This window comes from Neobacillus niacini (assembly GCF_048572935.1).
Lineage (GTDB): Bacteria > Bacillota > Bacilli > Bacillales > Cytobacillaceae > Neobacillus > Neobacillus niacini.
The window spans coordinates 5,121,508-5,144,266 of sequence record NZ_CP183883.1; the positions used below are offsets into that span (position 1 = coordinate 5,121,508).

Below are 22,759 nucleotides of genomic sequence, written 5' to 3' on the forward strand. Positions count from 1 at the left end.
CAAGCTATTATAAAGTATATCAAAAAAATAATACACATACTTTAATAAAAAATTACATGACCATGCCGCCGTTAATGTGAAGAGTTTGTCCTGTAATGTATGAAGCGTCATCGGAAGCCAAGAATGCTGTCATTTTAGCAATATCCTTAGGCTCACCCAGTCGTGCAAGCGGGATCTGTTTTAACATCTCACCTTTTACTTCATCCGATAATTTATCTGTCATATCGGTTGTAATGAAGCCTGGAGCAATTGCATTTACTGTAATATTACGAGAAGCAAGCTCTTTCGCTGTCGTTTTTGTTAAACCAATAACACCTGATTTTGCGGCAACATAGTTTGCCTGACCTGGATTTCCACTTACACCAACAACTGAGGTGATATTAATAATACGACCGACACGCTGCTTCATCATTTGACGAGTTACCGCTTTGGTACATAGAAAAACACCTTTGAGATTGATATTAATAACATCATCCCATTCTTCTTCTTTCATTCTCATTAATAAATTATCTTTTGTGATCCCTGCATTATTGACAAGTATATCCAATTTACCAAAGCGATCGACTGTTTCTTTTACCATTGCAGCTACTTCTTCGCTATTGGATACGTCACACTTAATTGCAAATGCTTCTTGACCTAATGCTTTTATTTCATCTACCACTTCATTGGCTTTACCTTCACTGCCAGCATAATTCACGGCGACATTGGCTCCCTGTCTAGCAAGCTCAAGGGCAATTTCTCTGCCAATCCCTCTTGATGCGCCGGTTACTAGGGCAACTTTGCCTTCTAGTGTCATAGATTTTCCTCCTTTAATGCCTCAATAACAGATTGACAGCTTTCCTCATCCGAAATCGAATATGTTTTAACACTGCGGTTAATTTTCTTAATTAGCCCTGAAAGTACCTTTCCAGGACCAATTTCAATAAATGTATCAACACCTAAATCAATCATCTTCACAACAGAATCTTCCCATAAAACAGGTGAATAAAGCTGTTCAATTAAATTTTCCTTTATCTCTTCTGCCTTGGTCATTGGATTTGCTGAAACGTTAGCAATTACAGGTATGCCGGCATCTTTCATATCAAGTTCATCTAGAACCTGTCGAAGTTCACTGGCTGCTGGCTTCATTAAAGAAGAGTGGAATGGTCCACTGACCTCCAAAGGAATCGCTCTTTTTGCGCCGGCTTCTTTTGCACTTGCGCTAGCAAGCTCAACCCCTTTTCGAGAACCCGAGATAACAATTTGACCAGGACAATTTAAATTTGCCAGAGAAACTGGGAAACCAGTATCACTAACTTCAGCTGTTACCTTAGATAGAGGTTCACGGTCAAGTCCTAATATGGCTGCCATGGAACCTTCACCATTTGGTACAGCTCCCTCCATAAATTCCCCTCTTTTTCTTACAGCGTAGACACCATCCTCAAAGGTTAAAGCACCAGCTGCTACAAGTGCTGTGTACTCACCAAGACTATGTCCAGCGACAAAATCAGGCTTAATAGCTGCTTTTTGAAATCTTTCTAAAATAGCCAAACTCGTTGTTAATAAGGCCGGCTGTGTATTTACTGTTTTTGTCAATTCTTCTTGAGGTCCCTCAAAAATAAGCTTACTCAATTCAACTGAAAGTCTCTCGTCTGCTTTTTTAAAATATTGCATTACCTCAGGATACTGTTCAGCAAGTGAATGTCCCATACCAACTGTTTGTGAGCCCTGACCAGGAAATACAAACGCGATTTTCCCCATTTCCGCACCCCTTCTTACACTTCTATTTTAGATGTTTTCTCATCTTCAACAGATTTTTTGATGAGACCAACTACATTCTTTTCAACCATTTCCCTCGTTTGACGAATTGCACTAAAAATAGCTTGTCCGTTAGAGGAACCATGTGCTTTGATTACGGGCGCCTTTAAGCCAAATAGGCCTGCACCGCCATACTCTGAATAGTCTAATGTGTTCTTTAAAACTTTGAACTCTGGCTTTAAAACGGCTGCAGCAAGTTTACTTTTAAGACTGCTCATTAACGTAGTTTTTAGCATTTTAAACATGGAAAGTGCTGTACCCTCAACCGTTTTTAATACCATATTCCCAGTGAACCCATCCGTTACAACAACATCTGCTGCACCATCAAGCAAATCCCTGGCCTCTACATTGCCTACAAAATTTACATTTGCATTTTTTAAAAGTTCGAATGCCTGTTTTGTTAGGTCAGTCCCTTTCTTTTCTTCGGTTCCGATATTAAGAAGACCTACTCGCGGCTTCACTATGCCTCTTACCTTTTCACTATAAATGGATCCCATTATCGCATATTGCAGCAAATGCTCAGGCTTGGCATCTACATTCGCCCCAACATCCAGTAATAGAAAACCCTCTCCACCAATCGTCGGTAAAGTTGGTGTAAGTGCTGGGCGATCAATGCCCTCAATCCTGCCAACTACAAATAATCCAGCAGCCATTAATGCACCTGTATTTCCTGCTGATATACAGGCGTCTGCATTTCCGTCAGCTACTTGCTGTGCAGCTAGTACCATAGAGGCAGTTTTTTTACGGCGAACAGCCCTAACAGGTTCGTCCGTACCAAGGATTACCTCGGATGTATGTAAAATGCTTATACGTTCTTGGTTCGTTAAGTATTCTTTAATTTTTGTTTCATCGCCCACTAGGGTAATATGTATATCTGAAAATGCTTCTACAGCTTTCATCGCACCGATTACGATTTCTTTAGGCGCATGGTCGCCGCCCATTGCATCGATCGCTATTTTCATCTTTTCTCATCCTTTAATGATTTTTCTGAACGGTACATTTCGAATTCACCTTTAAAGACAAGTTCATTATTAACATAACTTGTTACTTCAACAATTGTTCTGCCAAGGCCGTCGTCTATTTTTAAAACTTTTGCTTTGGCAATCACTCGTTCACCTTGTTTGACAGAACGCTTAAATTGAATATTTGCCTTTGCCGTTAACGCCAATTCATCATTTATTACCGCTACTGCTAGTGAGTTTGCCTGGGCAAAAACATGGTGTCCCCGAGCAATCTTGTTTCGTATAAAAACATGCTCTTCTCTAACATCAAATATTGAAATCGCACTTTGATCGAGTTCAATATCAATTATTTCACCAATTACTTCTTCTAATGGCAGAGACCTGACCTCATCTTCAAATTTTTTCTCAGCAACATACTTTATCCTTTCCCGTAGTTCAGGAATTGATAATTCCAAACGATCTAGGCGAATCGTTTGTACACTAACTTGAAATTTTTCTGCAAGGTCTTCATCAGTTATAAAAGGATTTTCCTTTATGGTTTCCTTTAGCATTTGTTGGCGTTCTTTTTTTGTTCTTCTCATATCATACACCGTCCGAGCTATTATGACTAGGTACTAATAGTAGTATAAAATTAGAAAAAGCAGATTGCAAGAATAAGTTTTTATTCTTGCAATCTGCTTCCAGGCAGTTTTTGTAAATTAGTCCAATTTTTCTCCTTCTAATACACCGGTGTCTTCTAACTGGTTTCTAAGGTATTGGTATTCGCTTCGTGTCCAGAAGGTTTTTGATTGGATCATTAGTGTTGCGTCATTTCTAGCGGTTTCGAGCGTACGGTAATCATGAACCATGTCTGCAAGCTTAAATTCTGGGACTCCACTTTGTTTTTTACCAAAAAAGTCTCCAGGTCCCCGTAATTCGAGATCCTTTTCACTTAAAACAAATCCGTCATTTGTTTCGGTCATGATTCGCATTCTCTCCTGACCTACTTCTGACTTTGGATCCGCTAATAAAATACAATAAGATTGGTCACTGCCTCGGCCAACCCTTCCCCGAAGCTGATGGAGCTGGGAAAGTCCAAATCTTTCGGCGTCATAGATCACCATCATCGTAGCATTCGGAACATTCACTCCAACTTCTACTACTGTGGTGGAAACTAACACCTGTACCTCATTGGTACTAAATGCCTTCATAATGGTATCTTTTTCTTCTGAGCTTAACCGCCCATGCATAAGTCCAACCTTATATCGATTTTGAAAATGGTGGGTTAGTGTAGTATGAACGTCAATTGCATTTTGAACATCCAGCTTGTCGGATTCTTCAATCAATGGGCAAATCACATAGGCCTGATGACCCTTTATCAACTCCTTTTCGATGAAAGAAAGAACTCGTCCCAACATTTCCGGTTTTGCCCAGTAGGTTTCTATCGCTTTCCTTCCAGCTGGCATTTCATCAATAATCGATACATCCATCTCACCAAAAACGGTTATAGCAAGTGTTCTTGGTATCGGTGTCGCAGTCATGAATAGGACATCAGGATTTTCTCCTTTTTCTCGTAAAACCCTCCGTTGTTCAACCCCAAAGCGATGCTGTTCGTCGGTTATGACAAATCCCAGTCTTTTGAAGGTAACCTCATCTTGTATAAGTGCATGCGTCCCTATTAATATATCTACTGTTCCTTCAGATACATGTTGAAGAATCTCTCTTCTTCTTTTCCCTTTAACCGAACTCGTTAACAATTCACACCTAAGACCGAAGGGTTCTAATAACCCATTAAGCGATTCAGCATGCTGTTCTGCTAGGATTTCCGTTGGTACCATTAATGCTCCTTGGTAGCCAGCCGTAACACTTGCATATAATCCAATCGCTGCAACCACTGTTTTCCCAGAACCAACATCTCCTTGCAGAAGACGATTCATTCTTAAAGGAGATTTTAGGTCGTTAAGGATTTCCGATACAACACGACTCTGTGCATTGGTCAACGGAAAAGGCAATGATTGAATAAATTGCTCCACCTTTGTTTCTAGATATTTTTGCTCAATTCCAGGTGAGTGCTCTCGTTCAAATTTCCGTAATGCCTGCATTTTTAATTGAAATAACAAAAATTCCTCATAAACCAAACGGCGGCGGGCCTGTTTTACGTCCTCTTGATTAACTGGAAAATGCATGGCTCTGAGAGCCTCATTACGGTCTAACAAGCGATATTTTTTCACAAGTGATAAAGGTAAACTTTCCTCGATATATTGACCGAATTGTTGAAAAGCAATTGAAATAAATTTGCGCATTCCCTTGGTCGTGATTTTACCTTTTAGTGAGTATACCGGCTCAAAATCTTTTGTTTTTGTATTTAGTCCAACCTGCATTTCATTAGCAGTAATTGTTTGCCGATGGGCGTCCCATTTACCTGTAACCGTAATGGTTTCATTCATAATAATCTTCGATTTTAAATAAGGCTGATTAAAAAACACAACCTTAATTAAATAGTTTCCAACGAACATTCTAATCATCAGTTTAGATTTCTTCCTGCCATAATATGTAAGAGAAGGCTCACTATGAACCTTCCCTTCTACAGTAATTTTCTCATCATGCTTTACCTCTGAGAGCTCGCGCAGCCGATAATCTTCATACCGGTATGGAAAATACTCTAATAAATCTAAGACTGTATAAATTTTCATTTCTGCTAAACTCTCAGCCGTTTCTTCCCCGATTCCCTTTAAGACTGTAACTGGCTGTTTTAGATATTGATTCACCTTATACGCGCGGAATACCGAAGATCTTAGCCTCGAGTTCACGACCTGTCGGAGTTGCCGCCAACCCTCCCTGTGCGGTTTCTTTTAACGCTGTCGGCATTGATTGTCCGATTTTGTACATAGCATCAATGACTTCATCACATGGAATTCTGCTTGTAATGCCTGCTAAAGCCATATCTGCAGCCACCATCGCATTGGCTGCACCCATTGCATTTCTTTTTACACATGGTACTTCGACAAGACCCGCAACAGGATCACAGACAAGACCAAGCATATTTTTTAATGTAATGGCCATCGCTTCAGCACATTGCTCTGGAGTGCCGCCTGCCATTTCAACAATAGCGGCTGCGGCCATACCTGAAGCAGAACCAACCTCTGCTTGACAACCGCCTGCTGCACCTGAAATCGAAGCATTGTTCGCAACAACAAAACCAAAAGCTCCTGCTGTAAAAAGAAATGCCACCATTTCCTCTCTAGACGGATTTAGTTTTTCTTTTACTGCAAATAGTGTGCCCGGTACAACACCAGCTGAACCTGCAGTTGGTGTAGCACAAATGGTACCCATCGCTGCATTTACTTCATTCGTAGCAACGGCTTTGCTCACAGCATCAAGTACGGTTTTACCTGAAAGGAAGTTGCCTTTTTCAATATATTTTTGCATAAGGACAGCGTCTCCTCCGGTTAAACCAGAGTGCGATTTTACTCCTTTTATCCCCCGCTCAACCGCTTCTTCCATAACCCTTAAATTACGGTCCATAAAAGCAAGCACTTCCTCCCGGGTACGTCCGGTTACTTCCATTTCTTGCTCAATCATAATTTCAGAGATTTTTTTATTTTTACTAATCGCAAGCTCAACTAACTCTGCAACATTTCGAAACAATTGCCTTCCCCCTTGTTGTTAATATGGTCAACGTCTAGCTAATCCACAATCTTTGTTACCTTCAGAATGTTTGGTAATTGTTCTAATTCTTGAATAACAATTTTATCTATGTTTTGGTCTACTTCAATGGTCATAAGAGCAAGCTTTCCAATTTCTTTTCTTGATACTTCCATATGACCAATATTAATTTCGTATTTTGCCAATACATTCGAAACACTCGCAATGGCACCAAAACGATCATTATGAACCACTAATATTGCTGGATGGTTTCCTGATAATTTCAATTCAAAACCGTTTAACTCGGTTATTTCAATTTTGCCTCCGCCAATTGAGATTCCTACCAGCTCTAATTCGCCTTTATCATCACCGATGATTACTCTCGCTGTATTTGGATGATCCGTAATGGCTTCTTCTTCTATAAATCGAAGTTTAATACCCCGTTCCTTCGCTATATCAATTGCATTTATTATTCTTACGTCATCGGTATCAAAATCTAACAAACCACCAATAATCGCAACATCCGTCCCATGTCCTTTATACGTCTTAGCAAACGAGCCGTATAATGATATATTTGCCCATTTTGGTTCCCTGCCAAATAAACTCCTTGCAACTCTGCCTATTCTGGCAGCACCAGCAGTATGCGAGCTAGATGGCCCAATCATAACGGGTCCAATTATGTCAAACACGCTTCTATATTTCATTCGTCTTCTCCCCCTAGGACAAATAAATCTTTTTCGTTATCCATTTATATTTATAACACAGAAAAAAGAAAAAAGAAGGGTTTCCCCTTCTAATTTTATCACTTATTCAATTGCAAAGATAAATGAATATAATGGTTGTTTTCCATTATGAAGTTCCACTTCTACGTCTTCAAAATTCTCTTCTACAAACGCTGTTAGTGCATTAACCTCTTCCTGGGTTACGTCTTCACCATAAATGATGGTTAAAATTTCCGAATCACTATCCACCATCTCAGCAAGCAAATCTTCTGCAGCTTTTGCTTTATCCTTGTTTTTTACAACAATTTTACCTTCTGCAATTCCCATGAAATCATCTTTTTCAATTTCTAACCCATCGATTTGGGTATCGCGAACTGCAAATGTAATTTGACCCGTTTTCACATGCTGCATAGCTTCTGTCATAGCAGCTTCATTCGCCAATACACTTCCAGCTGGATTAAATGCTAAAAGTGCAGATAAACCTTGAGGGACTGTTTTAGACGGGATTACATAAATTTCTTCATCTGATACATCCGCCGCTTGCTGCGCAGCCATAATAATATTTTTATTATTCGGGAGAATAAATACTTTTTTCGCATTCACTTCTTTAACGGCTTTAACAATATCCTCTGTACTCGGATTCATCGTTTGTCCGCCTTCAATAACCGCATGTGCACCGATACTTTTGAATAAGTCAGCAATACCAGAACCCATCGACACAGTAACAATCCCATACTCCTGCTGTTCTTTAGGAACTTGAGGTTTATCAGAAACTAACGGTGTGTGTGTTTCTCCAACAATATTGGAATGCTGCTGTCTCATATTTTCAATTTTAATATTGATTAGGCTTCCGTATCGCTGTCCGTAGCTTAGGCAATCACCAGGCTGTTCAGAATGAATATGTACCTTCACAACCTCGTCATCGGCAATAACTAGTAAGGAATCACCAAGTTTACTAAGATCATTCCTGTAAACCTGTTCGTCAAACGGATGCTTTGCCAGCTTTGCGTCTTCAAACTTGACCATGAATTCTGTGCAATAGCCAAATACAATATCTTCCGTATTTATATGACCTTGAACACTTTTATGATGTTCCGCACTGACCATTTCGTCCATAGTAGGATAGGCTTCAGGCGAATCTGGCAGTTTCTCGCCTTTTAGTTCAGCTAGAAATCCTTCATAAACAAAAACTAGCCCTTGGCCACCGCTATCGACAACTCCAACTTCTTTTAAAACCGGAAGCAGGTCTGGTGTACGCTTAAGCGATGCTTTTGCTTCTTTTAAAACCTCTTCCATTATCTCGATAATATCGTTCGATTTTTGGGAAGCCTGAACACCTCTTTTTGCAGAATCCTTTGCAACCGTTAAAATCGTTCCTTCTACCGGCTTCATTACCGCTTTATAGGCTGTTTCGACACCTGTTTCTAATGCTGCTGCAAATTCTACACCAGAGATCGCTGCTTTGGTTTCAATTGCTTTTGAAAATCCACGAAATAATTGGGAAAGGATAACCCCGGAGTTGCCTCGAGCCCCCATAAGTAAACCCTTTGATAAAGCAACTCCTACCTTACCAATATGTTCCTGGACATTATTTTTTACTTCCTTTGCCCCTGAGGTCATTGATAAATTCATATTCGTTCCAGTATCACCATCGGGCACAGGAAAAACGTTTAATGCATCCACCATTTTCGCATTGGTTCCCAGGTGATTCGCACCTTGAATCACCATTTCTGCAAAACGTTTTCCATCTAAAGCTGTAATAGACACAAACTTTCCTCCTCTACTAGCGGTTCGTTACACCACTTATGGGTTCGTCACACGAACTCCCTGAACGTAAATATTTACCGAGTCAACGGCAAGTCCAACGGTCTTATCAAGTGTGTATTTCACCTTTGATTGCACGTTATGAGCAACCTCGGAAATCTTTGTTCCATAGCTGACAATTATATACATATCAATATGTACTTCTTCATTCTCTTGGCGAACAATAACTCCACGAGTAAAATTCTCTCTTCTTAAAATTTCTGTAAGACCGTCTTTTATTTGGCTCTTTGATGCCATACCGACAATACCATAACAATCGATAGCGGCACCTCCAGCGATGGTGGCGATTACTTCATTTGAAATATCAATTTGTCCGAACTTAGTTTTTAATTCGATGGACATGAATCGTTCCCCCTTTTGGAAATTGCTCCTTGACTGAGCTCTTAGAAAAAGTGCTTGCATACTAATTTTCTAAAGCGCAAAATAAATATTTCCGCGTTAAAATCGGCTTTATGATTTTAACAACAATATTTAGGACACTACCTTGACTAAAGTCATTTTACTATAGTCAAGAAAAATTTGAAAGCGATACTTTCTTCTTATAGTATTTACAAACAATAACTTGGCATGTCAAGGTATTTTTCTTGAAAGGTTTATTAATCACTCTTGCATTCAAACTGGTTGTATGATAAATTATTAAAGTATCTTTAGACAATAACGTAAATGCTGTATAAAGCTTTGGGTATTAAGGAGGGAATCATTATGCCACGTAAATGTGTTGTAACTGGAAAGAAAACTACAACTGGTAACGCACGTTCTCACGCTATGAACGCTAACAAGCGTACATGGGGTGCTAACCTACAAAAAGTACGTATTCTTGTTGATGGAAAGCCTAAGCGTGTTTGGGTTTCTACAAGAGCGTTAAGAGCTGGTAAAGTAGAACGCGTTTAATATGTCAGGGCATCCTTCAAGAGGGTGCCCTTTCTTACTATCTTACCCCTATTTCCTCAAAATAAAAAAGCACCCATTAAATAGGTGCTTAAACAGATTCTCTATTCATTCTTTTTAAATGCACCGATCATCGCTCGGACAAGTCCACCTAAAAACTTTGGCAGTTTAATTGTATAAAACTTCATTTATGTCCCTCCTCACCATCTCACACATCTAACATCTCTCGTACGCCCTTACTATTTTATTCAAACGGACGAAATCAGTACCTCAAAAAAATTGTATTAATCATTACTTCTTATCACTAATAATATGCCTTCTGAAAATGAAAAAGTACCATAATCACTAATAAGTTCATTACTAATACATAGTGTAGAGCCGATGGAAATATGACGATTTTCCAATGGATATTTAAAGCCACGAAGAGTGAGACCTTTTATCTCAAGGGTAAGAGGAACAAAAGAAATATACTTTTTATCTACCCTCTTTTCAATTTTATAACGTCCCGGTCCTTTTAATGATAAAATATTTTGATTATCAATAAGAACAATATTTATCTCATGTTCTGCCATCATCGGTTTCACCAGCAAGTGAATATTCGCTAAAAGATGGTCTAATCTCCCTCCAGTCGCTCCAAAAATACGGATGGAAGCAGGCTTTTGTTCTATGGCCCAATTCAAAGCAAGTTCCATATCTGTTTCATTTTTTTCAGGCTTATACCTTTTCAGTTCTTTTACATGATTTTCAATTACCAGTAACTCTTCTTTGGAAACAGAATCGAAGTCGCCAAAAGCAATCGCAGGTGTAATATCCTTATTAATGAGAGTATATACCCCGCGGTCCACACCAACCCAAATGTCATTTTCACTAGTGTATGTATGTAAATTGGGAAGGAACTGTACAGGACCTCCTGCCAAGATATTTATATTCATTTTATGCCCCCTGTTTTTTCTACGCAAAAAGCCAGCATTTAGCCGGCTTTTCACTTTTTATCCTCTTAATAATGAGATCGCTGTTGCGTAGTCCTCTTGATCATAAATAGCAGATCCAGCAACAAGAACGTTCGCTCCTGCCTCTACACATAGTTTTGCCGTTTCCGAATTGACTCCGCCATCGATTTCAATTTCAAGGTCTTTTCCAATGGAGTCTGCCATTTCCTTAACTTTTCTAATCTTTGGAAGGACTTCAGGAATAAATTTTTGACCGCCGAACCCCGGATTAACGGACATTAATAAAACCATATCAATGTCTTTTAAAATATGCTCTATGGTATTAACAGGAGTCGCTGGATTCAACACCACCCCTGCTTTAATCCCAAATGATTTAATATGATGAATCGTCCGGTGAAGGTGCCGGCATGCTTCAACATGTACTGTAATATAATCAGCTCCAGCTTTAGCAAAATTCTCTATATATTGGTCAGGGTTTTCAATCATTAAATGGACATCCAGAGGAAGCTTTGTCACAGGTCGAATCGCCTCCACAATTAATGGTCCTATCGTAATGTTTGGAACGAAATGACCATCCATAACATCAACATGAATATAGTCAGCCCCAGCCTTTTCAACTGCTATGATTTCATCACCTAATTTAGCAAAATCAGCAGAAAGGATGGAAGGTGCAATTTTCAGCATTTTAATACCTCGGCTTTCTTTCTTTTATTTCTTGAAGGAAATCAACATAATGTTGATAGCGATATTGAGTAATTGTTTGTGTCTCAACCGCTGCTTTCACTGCACATTTAGGCTCACTTATATGTAAACAGGCTCGAAATTTACATTTTTCGCTTTCTCTTGCGATCTCCGGAAAGCAATAGGTTAACTCTTCAGCTTCAATATCGGTGAATTCTAAAGAACTAAATCCCGGTGTATCAGCAATGAGGCCATTACCTATGCTAATTAATTCAACATGCCGGGTGGTGTGCTTTCCCCTGCCTAAATGTGAGGAAATATCGTTGGTTTTCAGTTCAAGTTCAGGTCGCAACACATTCAAAAGTGACGATTTTCCCACACCTGATTGACCTGCAAAAACGGATATTTTATCTTCTACATGCGGGGTTAAACCCTCAATACCCGCTTCTGTTTCAGATGAAGTTAGTAATACTTCATAACCAATATTTCTGTATTGTTCAGCATATTCTTTAATGGCCTCTTTTTCTTTCTCATTGGTTAAATCCATTTTTGTAATGCAAATAAGTGGTTTAATATGGTTATATTCTATAAGGACGAGAAAACGGTCTAATAAAACGGTACTAAAATCAGGTTCGACAGCGGAAAAGACAAGAATGGCCTGATCGACATTTGCAATAGGCGGCCGAACCAGTTCATTCTTCCTTTCCTTAACCTCCATAATATAACCATCACGTTCATTCTCAGCCTGAAAAATGACCTCATCACCGACTAGTGGTGTAATTTTGTTTTTCCGAAAAACACCTCTTCCCCGGCACTGAATCATTACTCCATCATGAAGTACGTAATAAAAACCACTTAATGCTTTTACAATTTTCCCTTCAGGCATAGCCACACTCCTTGAAGTTTATTCTAACTCTTGATAATTCAACGTTTCTTGTGCAATAACTCTATCGTCAAGTTGGACTCTATAACCGCCTTTTCCATTGAATGGAATTTTCAATGTAATTGGAATTCTGGTTGTTGAAGTAATTTCAAAGTCTTCCGCAGGCTCAGTCATACTATGAGTCATATCCTCGATATAAATAAGGACTCTCTGTTTTTGCCCGGGTATTATAGGGTTGTACTCAATAGTGATATCTCTCGTTACATCTTTTGGCGGTTTTTCTTCCTTGCCTTTTGAAATAACAACAGAAACCTTGTCACCCATTTTCATTTCCGTATTAGGCAGAGGTGACTGAGAAATAATACTTCCCTTCGGAACCAACTCATCAAACTTTTCTTCTGAAATTTCAAATTTAAGTCCAACAGAATCTAAATATTCCTGTGCACCCTTTGTGCTGTATTGTGTTAAGTCTCTTAGGACAATTGGTTCGGGTCCCTTACTTACTTCCAATATTAATATTGTTTCATCAGGTATTATTTCTTGACCTGCTTCAGGTTCTTGGTTAAGAATGGTACCAGCTTCACTTTCATCAAATACTTCAGTAATAGTAATATCTTTAAAGTTTAGCTCATCCAATAAAGGACTTACATCCTTATAGTTTCTTTCAACATAATCTTCTAATTCTATCTTTTCCTTACCAGTACTTACAAATATTTTGACAGAAGTATTCTCTTTTACTGTACTTTCCGCTTCAGGACTGGTTTTTATAACTTTACCCTCTTCGATTTCATCATCAGGTATTTCTTCTTCCTCGCCAGCCTTTAGGCCAGCTGCTTCCAATTTGGCAATGGCATCATCCAATTCCATCCCGCTGATATCAGGTATGCTTACATCTTTAGGGGATAATAAGTCTGGTAAAACTGTAATAGTGAATAATCCCAGCAATAATAACAATAAAAAGGTTGAAATTAATATAATAGGCCACTTTTTACGTTTTTTCTTGTCTTTCGTTGTATTTACTGAATCTTTTTTGACATTGTCTGAGATTTTATCACTATGTACTAAGGTTTCATCAAGATTTTGCAATGGACGGTCATTCGTTATAATAGGAATCGCTTTAGTTGCTTCATCATCAATAGGAATTACAAATTTAGCTTCATTTATTCTCTCTGAATCAAGTGCAGTCCTTAAATCGTCCTCCATTTCATCTACACTGTTATACCGATGAAAGGAATCCTTGGCAGTCGCCTTTAACACGATATTTTCAACACTTTGGGGGACGTTCGGATTCCACCTTCTTACGGAAGGAGTTTCTGATTGCAAATGTTTTAATGCAATCGAGACTGCAGATTCACCTGAAAAAGGAAGTCTGCCCGTTAATAATTCAAACATGACTATTCCAAGAGAATAAATATCCGATTTCCTATTTGCCATGCCTCCACGTGCTTGTTCTGGTGACAAATAGTGTACCGAACCCAAGACAGAGTTAGTTTGGGTAATACTTGTTGCACTAAGAGCCATCGCAATGCCAAAATCGGTTATTTTCACATTTCCAAAACGATCAACAAGAATATTTTGAGGCTTGATATCCCTGTGGATAATATGATTTTGATGGGCATGAGAAATAGCAGAGGTTAATTGTTTCATAATATCAATTGTTTCTTCAACTTGTAACGGTGAGTTGTGTTGTATGTATTGTTTTAGTGTTTGACCTTCAACATATTCCATTACAATAAAATAAAGATCATCCTCTTCTCCCACATCATAAATACTTACGATACTTGGGTGAGCTAAGCTTGTCGCTGATTGTGCTTCCCTGCGAAACCTGCGAATAAATTCCTCATCATTGGCAAAATCAAGGCGAAGCATTTTAACGGCTACATCACGGTCAAGAATCATGTCGTGGGCTAAATAGACATTTGCCATTCCGCCGCCGCCAATCATTTCTAACACCTTATATCGACCGCTTAAACGTTTTCCAATCAACATTATAAACCACCCTCGCTGGTATCAGAAAACTCTACAATTGCCAGTGAAATGTTATCCTCGCCGCCACGCTCATTTGCAATCGAGATTAACGTATTTGCTTTTCTCTCTAAATCATCTTTGTTCTTTAGAATATCAGCAATTTCGCTTTCACTTACTTTGTTCGAAAGTCCGTCAGAGCATAATAAGAGGTTGTCTCCTTCTTCAAAAGTAATGGTTTTAATATCTATTGATACATTCTGTTCAGTGCCGAGAGCCCTCATAATAACATTTTTTCTAGGATGATGTTCGGCATCCTCTTTCGATATTTGCCCGGTACGAACTAATTCATTAACTAGAGTATGATCTTCAGTCAATTGCTGAAATCCCGATTCATTTAAAATATAACAACGACTGTCTCCAACATGTGCAATGGTTGCAAATATATGTGTGGTAATGACAGCTTCAATCGTTGTACCCATTCCATCACATTCATCGTGACTGTTTGCATGGTCAAATAAAACCCTATTCACTTGAATAATCTTTGATTTTAACCATTCTTCTGCTTGTTCGGCCGTTTGAATCCCTTCGGATTCCTCCCACATCTCTTTTAATGTGGTTAATGTCATGCTGCTGGCAACGTCACCAGCACGGTGACCGCCCATACCATCAGCTACGATGGCAAGGCGCTGCCCGTCTCGATTTAAGAATATACCAACACTATCTTCGTTATTCTTTCGAATTCTCCCTACATCCGTCTTATACACAGCTTTCAACGCTGTCACCTCGTCTCTTCTTTTCGCTCCTTTGCACGAAGTTGTCCACATGCTGCGTCAATGTCGTGACCTTGCTCCCGGCGAATGGTTACATTAATACCACGGTTTTTGAGTGTTTTTTCAAATGCAAAGATTTTATCCTTAGGGGTACGTACATAGTCCCTTTCTGGCACATAATTGACCGGAATTAGATTAACATGGCATTTAAGTCCTTTTAATAAGGACGCCAATTCTTCTGCATGTTCAACAGAATCATTAACACCGCCAAAGAGTCCGTATTCAAAACTAATTCGGCGCCCCGTCTTATCGATATAATACCTTACGGATTTCATTAAGTCATCTAGTTTATATGCTCTGTTAATAGGCATTAACCGAGACCTTAATTCAGTGTTAGGCGCATGAAGTGAAATCGCAAAATTAATTTGCATATTTTCATCTGCAAATTGATAAATCTTCGGTACAATACCGCTAGTTGATACTGTTATATGACGTGCACCAATCATCAATCCTTTGTCATGATTTATGATTTTTAGAAACGACATCATATTATCATAATTGTCGAAGGGTTCACCAATTCCCATAATAACTACGGAGCTTACACGCTCGTCTGTTTCGTCAAGCGCTTGCTGCACTGTTACAACCTGCGCAACAATTTCACCCGCTTCTAAATGACGCTTAAGCCCGCCAAGTGTTGAAGCACAGAATGTACAACCAATCCGGCACCCAACTTGCGTTGTTACACACACCGAATTTCCATAATCATGGCGCATTAAGACCGTCTCGATTGAGTATCCATCATGCAATTCAAACAGAAATTTAATGGTACCGTCAGAAGAAGATTGCTTTATAACCGTTTTTAATGTAGTAATCTGAAAATTGTCAGAAAGCTTGTCACGTAAACTTTTTGATAAATTATTCATATCCTCAAACGATGTAATTCTTTTTTTGTAGAGCCAGTCATAAATTTGCTCTGCTCGGAAAGGCTTTTCACCATTATTCGTCAGCCATTCCTTGAGCTCATGTAGCTGCAGGGAATAAATAGAAGTTTTTTTAATGTCCAATGTTGTATTGTTCTCAGTTGTATTTAGTTGTTCCAACTGTTACACCTTCTTTCTTAAGCATGCGATAAAGAATCCGTCAGAGCCAATATCCTGGGGAAGTATTTGTAAAAAACCATCTGTTACCAGGGGTTGGATTGCCTCAGGCATTCTTCCTTTTAATGAAGCATCTATTTCAAATTCAGGATGCTCTTGTAAAAATTTTAAGACTGTACCTTCGTTTTCTTCTTTATCTACTGTACACGTACTGTAGACAAGAATTCCACCTTTTTTCACTAAAGGTGAGACAGAGTTTAATAAATTTTGTTGGATGGTACTTAATTGATAAAGATCCTGTTCTTTTTTTGTATATTTCATGTCAGGTTTCCTTCTCATAACACCCAGCCCTGAACACGGGGCATCAAGAAGAATTCTATCAAAATATTCCTCTTGAAACTGTTCTCCTGCCTTACGTGAATCCATTGAAATTGTCCTTATATTGCCCAAACCTAAACGTTTAGCATTTTCATTAATTAATTTTACTTTATGTTCATGTAAATCAAGCGAGATCACTCCGCCAGTTAGTTTCATTTTTTCAGCAATATGCGTCGTTTTACCGCCAGGAGCGGCACATGCATCCAAAATTAATTCATTTTCACTGGGAGCTAGTGCATAGGCCGCTAGCATTGAACTTTCATCTTGTATCGTAATCAAGCCTTTTTTAAATGCCCTTGAAAGTGCCAAATTTCCTTTCAATGCCCTAATGGCTTCGGGTATAATGGGACTTTTTTCAACTAGGAAGCCTTCCTCATCAAGATCCTCGATTACTTCACGGACGCTCGTTTTTGTTAGATTAACTCTTGCTGTCTGCAGTGGTGCCGTTAGGTTGACCTCACACATTTCTTTTGTTCTTTCATAACCAAATTGGTCCACCCACCTCTTAACGAGCCATTCTGGGTGGCTCGTTTCAATTGATAGCTTTTCAATTGAATCACTAACCACTTCTAAAGATGGCAGTCCTTCACGCTGAATACTTCTAAGCACACCATTTACCATCCCTGAAATACCTTTGTGACCTCGTCTTTTGGCAATTTCTACCGCTTCAAATATAGCAGCTCTATCTGGAATTTTATCAAGGTATACCATTTGATAGAGGGTTATCCTTAGTAGCTGACGCACCCAACTTTCCAACTTTTTGCTATTTTTAATGAATGGCTTTAGAAAGTAATCTAATGCCATCCGTCTTTGTAATGTTCCATATGTTAACTCAGTTAGTAAACCGATATCAATAGGGGAAATTTTGTTTTTTTCAATGGTACTATTCAATAATAAATTACTATATGATTGGTTCTTTTCAATGTTTTCGAGTAACTCTACCGCTGCTTCACGGACATTTTTCTTTTTATTGGTCATTTTATTCTCCTAGTCTGCTGCCAACTAAGATTTTCGATCCTGCACCTCTGTAAAACTCCTCACATGACATTTTCTTTTTTCCAGATGGCTGCAGTTCAATAATCTTAATAGCAGTGTCATCACCCGTTGATACCGTTATACCATCAGGTTCGTTTTTTATGACTGTCCCAGGCTCCTCTATTTTTGTACCCGCGACCTTTTCTGAACGCCAGATTTTTAACGTTTGACCATCAAGAGTGGTAAAAGCAACTGGCCAGGGGTTTAGCCCACGGATATGATTATAAATTTCTTGGCCGGTTTTGGACCAATCAATCTTTTCCTGATCACGTTTAATATTATAAGCAAATGTTGCCCTCTCATTATCCTGAGGGATAGGTGTTAATTTTCCTTTTAGTAAATTTGGCAAAGTTTCAGATAATAAGTCTGCACCAGCCTTGCTTAACTTTGTATGAAGGGTTCCCACATTGTCTTCTTCGGCAATTTCTACTTCTACTTGAGTTAATATATCACCTGCATCCAACTTTTCAACCATATACATAATGGTTATCCCTGTTTTCTTCTTGCCTTGAATGATAGCATAATGTATAGGTGCACCTCCCCGGAGCTCAGGAAGAAGTGAGGCGTGGACGTTAATACAACCATGTGCTGGTGCTTCTAATATTTCTTTCGGAAGTATTTGTCCAAAAGCGGCTGTAATGATTAAATCAGGATTCAAAGAAAGGATTTTTTCCTGTTCCTCTTTTTGGCGAATTTTTTCAGGTTGAAAGACAGGGATTCCATGCTTCAATGCCTCAACTTTGACAGGCGGCGGTGTTAGTACTTTTTTTCTCCCCACCGGTCGATCTGGCTGGGTAACAACACCAATAACCTCATATCCATCATCTATAATTCTTTGCAGCACGGGTACTGAGAAGTCTGGGGTACCCATAAAAACAATCCTCGTCATTCACTTTCTACTCCTTTTAACTCATCTTCCTCGAGATATCGGCTTACCTTTGATGTGAATAATACCCCGTCTAAATGATCAATTTCGTGTTGTATCGCCCTTGCGAGAAATTCATCCGCTTCGAGCGTGTATTTTTTTCCTTTACGGTTAAATGCCTCGATTGTCACATGATTTGGTCTTGTAACTTCACCAAAAAGATCTGGGAAGCTTAAACACCCTTCTGGACCGGTTTGCTCTCCTGATGTATGAATAACACGAGGATTAATCATCTCAATCGTCCCTGATTCATCATCAATATCGACGATTGCAATTCGTTCATCTATCCCAATCTGTGGGGCAGCCAGACCAACACCATCGTATTGAATCATAGTGTCATACATATCATCAAGCAATTTAGCAAGCTTTTTGTCAAACTTCTCTACAGGTCTGCATTCTTTTTCAAGTACCTCAGCTGGGTACATAACAATTTTTCGTATAGCCAAAGGTGTTCCTCCATCTAAATCGTAGTTGTCCGATTTTTATCTTTATACGTAATTACTAAACATTTTCACCCAAATCACTATATCATAACCTTGGATATCAAGGATATTTGTGTTTCTTACATTAAAATAAATGGGTTTACATCGATAGAAACGAGTAACCCGCTCTTTGGGTCGCTTTGATACTGGTCGAGTATTGCTTTTAACGTTTTAGTAAGCTCCGGTTCACGCTTATATTTTATTAAGCAATGATAGCGATATCGATTATTAATTCGCGGGATTGGCGACGCCGCTGGTCCTAAAACAACTGCCTGGTTGGAAATACGTGCTCGGACAAATGCAGCAATTTTTTCCGTTGCTGAGACGACAGTCATTAACTCTTCATGACTTATGGTAATTAAGGCCAAATAGTAAAATGGCGGGTAATGATGCGCTTTTCGTATCATCATTTCCCTGTGATAGAAGCGATTATAATCCTGTGTTCCGGCCAGTTCTACACTATAGTGCTCCGGAGTATAAGTTTGGATTACCACTTCCCCGGGTAATTCATGACGTCCCGCCCTGCCGCTGACTTGTGTTAATAGCTGAAAGGTCTTTTCAGAGGAGCGGAAATCCGGTAAATGGAGCATCGTATCCGCTGAAAGTACGCCAACAAGTGTAATATTGGGAAAATCGAGTCCTTTTGCAATCATTTGTGTTCCTAAGAGAATATCTGCTTTTCCTTCATGAAATTCCTTTAACAGTCTTTCATGGGCGCCCTTTTGTCCCGTTGTATCAACATCCATACGAATCACTTTTGCTTCAGGAAGAATTTTACCAAGTTCATCTTCAACCTTTTGTGTTCCCGTCCCAAAATAGCGAATGTAATCACTTGAGCACTCAGGGCACTGGTTCGGTACATAACTCTCAAATCCACAATAATGACATTTCATTTGTTCCTTAACCTTATGATAAGTCAAGGAGATATCACAATTAGGACAATTCATCACATACCCACAATCCCTGCACATAATGAATGATGAGTGACCGCGTTTATTTAGAAATAGTACAGACTGCTCTTTTCTTTCAATTCTATCCTTCAGTAAGTCAAACAACTTTCTTGAGAACATGGATCGATTGCCTTCTCTAAGCTCTTCACGCATATCAATAATTTCTACAGCTGGGAGTGCTCTTTTATTCATTCTGTTTGGCAGAGATAATAATGTGTATACTCCTTTTTGTGCTCTCGCAAATGACTCTAGTGCTGGAGTTGCACTTCCTAAAACAACTGGGCAATTATTTTTTTGGGCTCGTTCAATTGCCACATCTCGAGCATGATAGCGTGGCATTTCTTCCTGCTTATAGCTTGTTTCATGTTCCTCATCAATAATGATGATTCCCAAATTCTCAAAAGGAGCAAAGATAGCTGATCTTGCACCAACAACTACTTTAACCTCTTTACGTTGGATCTTCCGCCATTCATCATACTTTTCACCAGCAGACAGTCCGCTGTGCAAAACCGCTACTAAATTTCCAAAACGTCCCTTAAAGCGATTTACCATCTGAGGAGTTAAAGCAATTTCTGGTACAAGCACAATCGCTTCTCTGCCTTTTTCAATGACATTCTGAATGGTTTGTAAGTAAATTTCAGTTTTCCCGCTTCCAGTTACTCCATAAAGTAAAAAAACCTCATGAAGTTTATTTTCAATACTATCTAGAATTGGAACGATTGCCCGCTGCTGGTCCTCCGTCAAGAGCAGCGGCTCGGTACGTGAGAAAGTCCGATTTTCATAGGGATCACGATAAACTTCCATGTCTTGTTCAGCAAGAAATCCCTTTTCAACGAGTGCTTTTACGGTTGACCCAGATATATTTAATAGTGATAATAATTGCCGTAATTCCACCGGATCACTGTGTTCAACAAAGTATTTTAGTACTTCTTTTTGTTTGTCTGCTTTTTGAGGCAGGCTCTTATGCGCTGTTTCCAGATCTGCAGAGGAAATCAGCGGGATTACATACTTTAACTTCTTTTTCTTAAGTCTTTCTTTCACAACATATATAACTTCTAACAGACCTTTAGCAGCTTCTCTTTGAAGGATTGGAACAAGACCATTCTTTAAGGCGTCATCCCAATTAATCGTTTCTTCATTTTTAAATGCTTCTTGAAGTTTGTCAGGTAATTGATTTGGTTTTACTCCTGCAGAAAGCTTTACTTTCTTTTCATATTTCGCTTTTAAAGCAGCTGGGAGCATAGCCTGGAAGGCATATATCTTAAAGCACAACGTATTTTCAGTCAGCCAATTACCTAAATCTAGTAATTCCTGATTTAAAACAGGTTCTAAATCCATTGGTTCAATAATTTCACGGAGTTTCTTAAATTCTGAATCTGCTTTTATCTCAGTAACAAAACCTTGAATTTTCCTTGGACCGAAGGGGACGATTACCCTCATACCGAGCTGAATAGTCTCATGCCAATGTGCTGGTATTAAATAATCAAACGCTCTATCAGTTTGTTTTGCAGGCACATCTACAATAACACTAGCGACTTTCATTTGGTTCCAAATCCTTTGGTAATACAACGATTTCTTCAATAATTTTATGTGCAACCTCAAGCTTTGACATCAGAGGTAACTCGATTTTACTTCCGTCACGCTTAAAAAGTGTCACTATGTTTGTATCCCTGCCAAATCCTGCACCTTCTGACTTTACATTATTGGCTACAATCATATCTGCATTTTTGGCCTTTAATTTTTTTACTGCGTACTCTTCGACATTTTCCGTTTCCGCTGCGAATCCAATTAGAATGTGGTTTCTTTTCTTGGCTCCAAGCTCAAATAAAATATCTTTCGTTCTTTCGAGTTCAATCACTTTGTCTCCTGGCTGCTTTTTCATTTTATGTTCATAAGAAACTTTCGGAGTGTAATCAGCAACCGCAGCTGTCTTTATAATAATATCAGCATGATCAAAGTTGTTCATGACTGCATGATACATTTCATCTGCACTCTCAACGTTCACTATATCCACATCCACGGGAGGAGATAAATGAACCGGTCCAGAAACCAAGATTACCTTTGCGCCCTCTTTCTTCGCTGCTTCCGCAAGAGCGTATCCCATTTTTCCTGTAGAATGGTTGGTAATAAAGCGGACGGGGTCAATCCTCTCTCTCGTTGGGCCTGCAGTAATTAAAACGGTTTTCCCTTTTAACTTCAACGAGCTTTTATTTAAAAAATGCTGGTGGATTAATTCAACAATTTTTTCAGGTTCCTCTAAACGTCCCTTGCCTACATAGCCACAAGCTAAATAGCCCTCACTTGGTTCGATAAATCGATAACCATAAGCTGCCAATATCTCTATGTTCTTTTTTACTGCCGGATGGTCATACATATGTACATTCATCGCCGGAGCAATCCATACTGGAACAGTTGCAGCGAGTAAGGTGGTGGTAATCATGTTATCAGCAATGCCATTTGCCAGCTTACCTATCGTATTGGCTGTCGCAGGGGCCACAAGTATTAAATCCGCCCAATCAGCTAAATCAATATGTGCAATCACACCGGGATTTTTCTCTTCAAATGTATCGGTATACACATCATTTCGGGATAACGCCTGAAAAGTTAACGGGGAAACAAATTTTACTGCAGAGTCACTAAGGATTACTTTTACCTTAGCGCCAGCTTGGACAAGTTTGCTTGTAAGAGCTGCTGCTTTATATACCGCAATTCCACCTGACACACATAATAAAACCTTTTTATCTAACATCTCGTATCCCCCACTTCTCTATTCCACAAATATCTATTCTTTTATTATGCTAGAAACACTTTGTTTTTTCATCT

The 22,759-nt window shown here is 39.0% G+C and carries 22 protein-coding genes; 1 reads left to right on the top strand and 21 read right to left on the bottom strand.

The annotated features are described in order from the left end of the window. Positions 1-52: 52 nt before the first annotated feature. The 9 genes from fabG to ACN6MT_RS25060 all read right to left on the bottom strand — a co-directional run bounded on the left by fabG (position 53) and on the right by ACN6MT_RS25060 (position 9,271). Complete coding sequence (gene fabG, locus ACN6MT_RS25020; RefSeq protein ID WP_063251645.1) at positions 53-796, bottom strand: 3-oxoacyl-[acyl-carrier-protein] reductase; 744 nt, start codon at positions 794-796, stop codon at positions 53-55. Further along, a complete protein-coding gene (fabD, locus tag ACN6MT_RS25025) occupies positions 793-1,740 on the bottom strand; it encodes an ACP S-malonyltransferase (protein ID WP_419888527.1) in 948 nt (315 codons plus the stop codon). Before fabD ends, fabG begins: the two co-directional genes overlap by 4 nt. A 14-nt stretch (positions 1,741-1,754) precedes the next feature. Continuing rightward, complete coding sequence (plsX, locus tag ACN6MT_RS25030; protein ID WP_419888528.1) at positions 1,755-2,759, bottom strand: phosphate acyltransferase PlsX; 1,005 nt, start codon at positions 2,757-2,759, stop codon at positions 1,755-1,757. Beyond that, positions 2,756-3,340 (bottom strand): transcription factor FapR, encoded by a 585-nt coding sequence (gene fapR, locus ACN6MT_RS25035; RefSeq protein ID WP_063251642.1) that lies wholly within the window; start codon positions 3,338-3,340, stop codon positions 2,756-2,758. The genes plsX and fapR overlap by 4 nt, the downstream gene beginning before the upstream one ends. Before the next feature lie 117 nt (positions 3,341-3,457). Next, positions 3,458-5,506 (bottom strand): ATP-dependent DNA helicase RecG, encoded by a 2,049-nt coding sequence (gene recG, locus ACN6MT_RS25040; protein WP_419888529.1) that lies wholly within the window; start codon positions 5,504-5,506, stop codon positions 3,458-3,460. A gap of 1 nt (position 5,507) precedes the next feature. After that, the gene (gene sdaAA, locus ACN6MT_RS25045) at positions 5,508-6,386 is read right to left on the bottom strand and encodes an L-serine ammonia-lyase, iron-sulfur-dependent, subunit alpha (RefSeq protein ID WP_063251640.1); all 879 of its coding nucleotides are present in this window, start codon (positions 6,384-6,386) and stop codon (positions 5,508-5,510) included. Between the two features lie 38 nt (positions 6,387-6,424). Next, positions 6,425-7,087: an L-serine ammonia-lyase, iron-sulfur-dependent subunit beta gene (gene sdaAB / locus ACN6MT_RS25050; RefSeq protein ID WP_063251639.1), complete on the bottom strand. Its 663-nt coding sequence runs from the start codon at positions 7,085-7,087 to the stop codon at positions 6,425-6,427. 102 nt (positions 7,088-7,189) lie between these two features. Further along, a complete protein-coding gene (locus ACN6MT_RS25055) occupies positions 7,190-8,872 on the bottom strand; it encodes a DAK2 domain-containing protein (RefSeq protein WP_419888530.1) in 1,683 nt (560 codons plus the stop codon). 36 nt (positions 8,873-8,908) lie between these two features. Next, entirely contained in the window at positions 8,909-9,271 is a 363-nt protein-coding gene (locus ACN6MT_RS25060; protein WP_063251637.1) for an Asp23/Gls24 family envelope stress response protein, read from the bottom strand. A gap of 360 nt (positions 9,272-9,631) precedes the next feature. On the opposite strand from ACN6MT_RS25060, the gene rpmB reads away from it, so the two are divergent. Then, on the top strand, positions 9,632-9,820 hold the full coding sequence (rpmB, locus tag ACN6MT_RS25065) for a 50S ribosomal protein L28 (protein ID WP_045515302.1): 189 nt from the start codon (positions 9,632-9,634) through the stop codon (positions 9,818-9,820). Between the two features lie 101 nt (positions 9,821-9,921). Here rpmB and spoVM read toward each other — a convergent pair whose 3' ends face one another. The 12 genes from spoVM to coaBC all read right to left on the bottom strand — a co-directional run bounded on the left by spoVM (position 9,922) and on the right by coaBC (position 22,685). Then, positions 9,922-10,005 carry a stage V sporulation protein SpoVM gene (gene spoVM, locus ACN6MT_RS25070; protein WP_035445740.1) on the bottom strand — a complete coding sequence of 28 codons (84 nt, stop codon included), beginning with the start codon at positions 10,003-10,005 and terminating at the stop codon, positions 9,922-9,924. Positions 10,006-10,101: 96 nt separating this feature from the next. Continuing rightward, positions 10,102-10,749, bottom strand: coding sequence for a thiamine diphosphokinase (locus tag ACN6MT_RS25075; RefSeq protein WP_419888531.1), 648 nt, complete (start codon positions 10,747-10,749; stop codon positions 10,102-10,104). Positions 10,750-10,806: 57 nt separating this feature from the next. Beyond that, entirely contained in the window at positions 10,807-11,451 is a 645-nt protein-coding gene (rpe, locus tag ACN6MT_RS25080; protein WP_419888532.1) for a ribulose-phosphate 3-epimerase, read from the bottom strand. Position 11,452: 1 nt separating this feature from the next. After that, on the bottom strand, positions 11,453-12,334 hold the full coding sequence (gene rsgA, locus ACN6MT_RS25085; RefSeq protein ID WP_419888533.1) for a ribosome small subunit-dependent GTPase A: 882 nt from the start codon (positions 12,332-12,334) through the stop codon (positions 11,453-11,455). An 18-nt stretch (positions 12,335-12,352) separates the two neighbouring features. Then, positions 12,353-14,320: a Stk1 family PASTA domain-containing Ser/Thr kinase gene (gene pknB / locus ACN6MT_RS25090; RefSeq protein WP_419888534.1), complete on the bottom strand. Its 1,968-nt coding sequence runs from the start codon at positions 14,318-14,320 to the stop codon at positions 12,353-12,355. Beyond that, complete coding sequence (locus ACN6MT_RS25095) at positions 14,320-15,072, bottom strand: Stp1/IreP family PP2C-type Ser/Thr phosphatase (RefSeq protein ID WP_419888535.1); 753 nt, start codon at positions 15,070-15,072, stop codon at positions 14,320-14,322. The genes pknB and ACN6MT_RS25095 overlap by 1 nt, the downstream gene beginning before the upstream one ends. Positions 15,073-15,077: 5 nt before the next feature. Next, positions 15,078-16,169: a 23S rRNA (adenine(2503)-C(2))-methyltransferase RlmN gene (gene rlmN, locus ACN6MT_RS25100; RefSeq protein WP_063251632.1), complete on the bottom strand. Its 1,092-nt coding sequence runs from the start codon at positions 16,167-16,169 to the stop codon at positions 15,078-15,080. Positions 16,170-16,172: 3 nt separating this feature from the next. After that, the gene (gene rsmB / locus ACN6MT_RS25105; protein ID WP_419888536.1) at positions 16,173-17,522 is read right to left on the bottom strand and encodes a 16S rRNA (cytosine(967)-C(5))-methyltransferase RsmB; all 1,350 of its coding nucleotides are present in this window, start codon (positions 17,520-17,522) and stop codon (positions 16,173-16,175) included. A 1-nt stretch (position 17,523) separates the two neighbouring features. Continuing rightward, positions 17,524-18,468, bottom strand: coding sequence for a methionyl-tRNA formyltransferase (gene fmt / locus ACN6MT_RS25110; protein WP_419888537.1), 945 nt, complete (start codon positions 18,466-18,468; stop codon positions 17,524-17,526). Beyond that, positions 18,465-18,950 (bottom strand): peptide deformylase, encoded by a 486-nt coding sequence (gene def, locus ACN6MT_RS25115; protein ID WP_419888538.1) that lies wholly within the window; start codon positions 18,948-18,950, stop codon positions 18,465-18,467. The genes fmt and def overlap by 4 nt, the downstream gene beginning before the upstream one ends. A 116-nt stretch (positions 18,951-19,066) precedes the next feature. Continuing rightward, entirely contained in the window at positions 19,067-21,478 is a 2,412-nt protein-coding gene (gene priA / locus ACN6MT_RS25120; protein ID WP_419888539.1) for a primosomal protein N', read from the bottom strand. Continuing rightward, the gene (gene coaBC / locus ACN6MT_RS25125) at positions 21,465-22,685 is read right to left on the bottom strand and encodes a bifunctional phosphopantothenoylcysteine decarboxylase/phosphopantothenate--cysteine ligase CoaBC (RefSeq protein WP_419888540.1); all 1,221 of its coding nucleotides are present in this window, start codon (positions 22,683-22,685) and stop codon (positions 21,465-21,467) included. The genes priA and coaBC overlap by 14 nt, the downstream gene beginning before the upstream one ends. Positions 22,686-22,759: the final 74 nt, after the last annotated feature.

What these genes read in the sequence shown, in the direction of transcription:
- fabG (WP_063251645.1), bottom strand. Translation starts at nt 796, where the DNA reads ATGACACTAGAAGGCAAAGTTGCCCTAGTAACCGGCGCATCAAGAGGG.
- fabD (WP_419888527.1), bottom strand. Translation starts at nt 1,740, where the DNA reads ATGGGGAAAATCGCGTTTGTATTTCCTGGTCAGGGCTCACAAACAGTT.
- plsX (WP_419888528.1), bottom strand. Translation starts at nt 2,759, where the DNA reads ATGAAAATAGCGATCGATGCAATGGGCGGCGACCATGCGCCTAAAGAA.
- fapR (WP_063251642.1), bottom strand. Translation starts at nt 3,340, where the DNA reads ATGAGAAGAACAAAAAAAGAACGCCAACAAATGCTAAAGGAAACCATA.
- sdaAB (WP_063251639.1), bottom strand. Translation starts at nt 7,087, where the DNA reads ATGAAATATAGAAGCGTGTTTGACATAATTGGACCCGTTATGATTGGG.
- ACN6MT_RS25060 (WP_063251637.1), bottom strand. Translation starts at nt 9,271, where the DNA reads ATGTCCATCGAATTAAAAACTAAGTTCGGACAAATTGATATTTCAAAT.
- rpmB (WP_045515302.1), top strand. Translation starts at nt 9,632, where the DNA reads ATGCCACGTAAATGTGTTGTAACTGGAAAGAAAACTACAACTGGTAAC.
- spoVM (WP_035445740.1), bottom strand. Translation starts at nt 10,005, where the DNA reads ATGAAGTTTTATACAATTAAACTGCCAAAGTTTTTAGGTGGACTTGTC.
- ACN6MT_RS25075 (WP_419888531.1), bottom strand. Translation starts at nt 10,749, where the DNA reads ATGAATATAAATATCTTGGCAGGAGGTCCTGTACAGTTCCTTCCCAAT.
- rpe (WP_419888532.1), bottom strand. Translation starts at nt 11,451, where the DNA reads ATGCTGAAAATTGCACCTTCCATCCTTTCTGCTGATTTTGCTAAATTA.
- rsgA (WP_419888533.1), bottom strand. Translation starts at nt 12,334, where the DNA reads ATGCCTGAAGGGAAAATTGTAAAAGCATTAAGTGGTTTTTATTACGTA.
- pknB (WP_419888534.1), bottom strand. Translation starts at nt 14,320, where the DNA reads ATGTTGATTGGAAAACGTTTAAGCGGTCGATATAAGGTGTTAGAAATG.
- rsmB (WP_419888536.1), bottom strand. Translation starts at nt 17,522, where the DNA reads ATGACCAATAAAAAGAAAAATGTCCGTGAAGCAGCGGTAGAGTTACTC.
- fmt (WP_419888537.1), bottom strand. Translation starts at nt 18,468, where the DNA reads ATGACGAGGATTGTTTTTATGGGTACCCCAGACTTCTCAGTACCCGTG.
- priA (WP_419888539.1), bottom strand. Translation starts at nt 21,478, where the DNA reads ATGAAAGTCGCTAGTGTTATTGTAGATGTGCCTGCAAAACAAACTGAT.
- coaBC (WP_419888540.1), bottom strand. Translation starts at nt 22,685, where the DNA reads ATGTTAGATAAAAAGGTTTTATTATGTGTGTCAGGTGGAATTGCGGTA.